A 1222-nucleotide genomic window follows, 5' to 3' on the forward strand; every position below is an offset into this window, starting at 1 on the left:
ACGGGAAGCGGAGGTTAGCGCACGCGCTTCGGCTTTGACGGTCCCCAGCCGGTACGGGAATATCAACCCGTTCATCCATTCGACTACGCCTGTCGGCCTCGCCTTAGGACCCGACTGACCCGGGGACGACGAACGTGGCCCCGGAACCCTTGGTCATCCAGCGGACGGGATCCTCACCCGTCTCTCGCTACTCATGTCTGCATTCTCACTCCCCCACGGTCCACGACACGCTCACGCGGCCGCTTCGCCCCATGGGGGACGCTCTCCTACCCGGCATCAACTGCCGGCGCGTCTTCGGTGGTGTGCTTGAGCCCCGCTACATTGTCGGCGCGGGACCACTAGACCAGTGAGCTGTTACGCACTCTTTCAAGGATGGCTGCTTCTGAGCCAACCTCCTGGCTGTCTATGCGGCCCCACATCCTTTCCCACTTAGCACACGCTTCGGGACCTTAAACGACGCTCTGGGCTGTCTCCCTCTCGACGACGGAGCTTATCCCCCGCCGACTCACTGCCGCGCCACACCTCACGGGTATTCGGAGTTCGGCTGCTGTCGGTACCCGAACCGGGCCCTCAAGCATCCGGTAGCTCTACCCCCCGGAGGCGACACGCGACGCTGCACCTAAATGCATTTCGGAGAGAACCAGCTATCACGGAATTTGATTGGCCTTTCACCCCTAGCCCCAGGTCATCCCCCCGGTTTTCAACCCAGGTGGGTGCGGTCCTCCACGCGGTCTTACCCACGCTTCAACCTGCCCAGGGCTAGATCATCCCGCTTCGGGTCCAGGACACGCGACAAACGCCTTATTAGGACTCGCCTTCGCTACGCATACGCCACACGGCTTATGCACGCCACATGCCACTGACTCGCAGACTCATTTTTCGATAGGCACGCCGTCACCCCACACGGAGGCTCCGACGGATCGTAGGCGCACGGTTTCAGGAACTCTTTCACTCCCCTCCCGGGGTGCTTTTCACCTTTCCCTCACGGTACTGGTACACTATCGGTCAGACGGGAATACTTAGGCTCACCCCACGGTCGGGGCAGATTCACACGGGATTCCACGAGGCCCGTGCTACTTGGGCAAACTGTGATACCGAGACGACACGCATACGGCTACGGGGCCATCACCCTCTCCGGCCAGGCATTCAATCCTGCTCGCCTCACACGTCGTTTTATCACTCGGCCCGGCCCCGTCGGAGACCGGACACACAGGCCCTCAAC

1 rRNA gene is annotated in these 1222 nt (G+C 61.7%); it reads right to left on the reverse strand.

Features of this window, described 5'->3' with window-relative positions:
- Positions 1-1222: ribosomal RNA gene (locus tag K315_RS10090) — 23S ribosomal RNA — on the reverse strand; the annotation flags it as partial.

Origin of the sequence: Bifidobacterium thermacidophilum subsp. thermacidophilum DSM 15837 (genome assembly GCF_000426425.1) — a bacterium.
GTDB lineage: Bacteria > Actinomycetota > Actinomycetes > Actinomycetales > Bifidobacteriaceae > Bifidobacterium > Bifidobacterium thermacidophilum.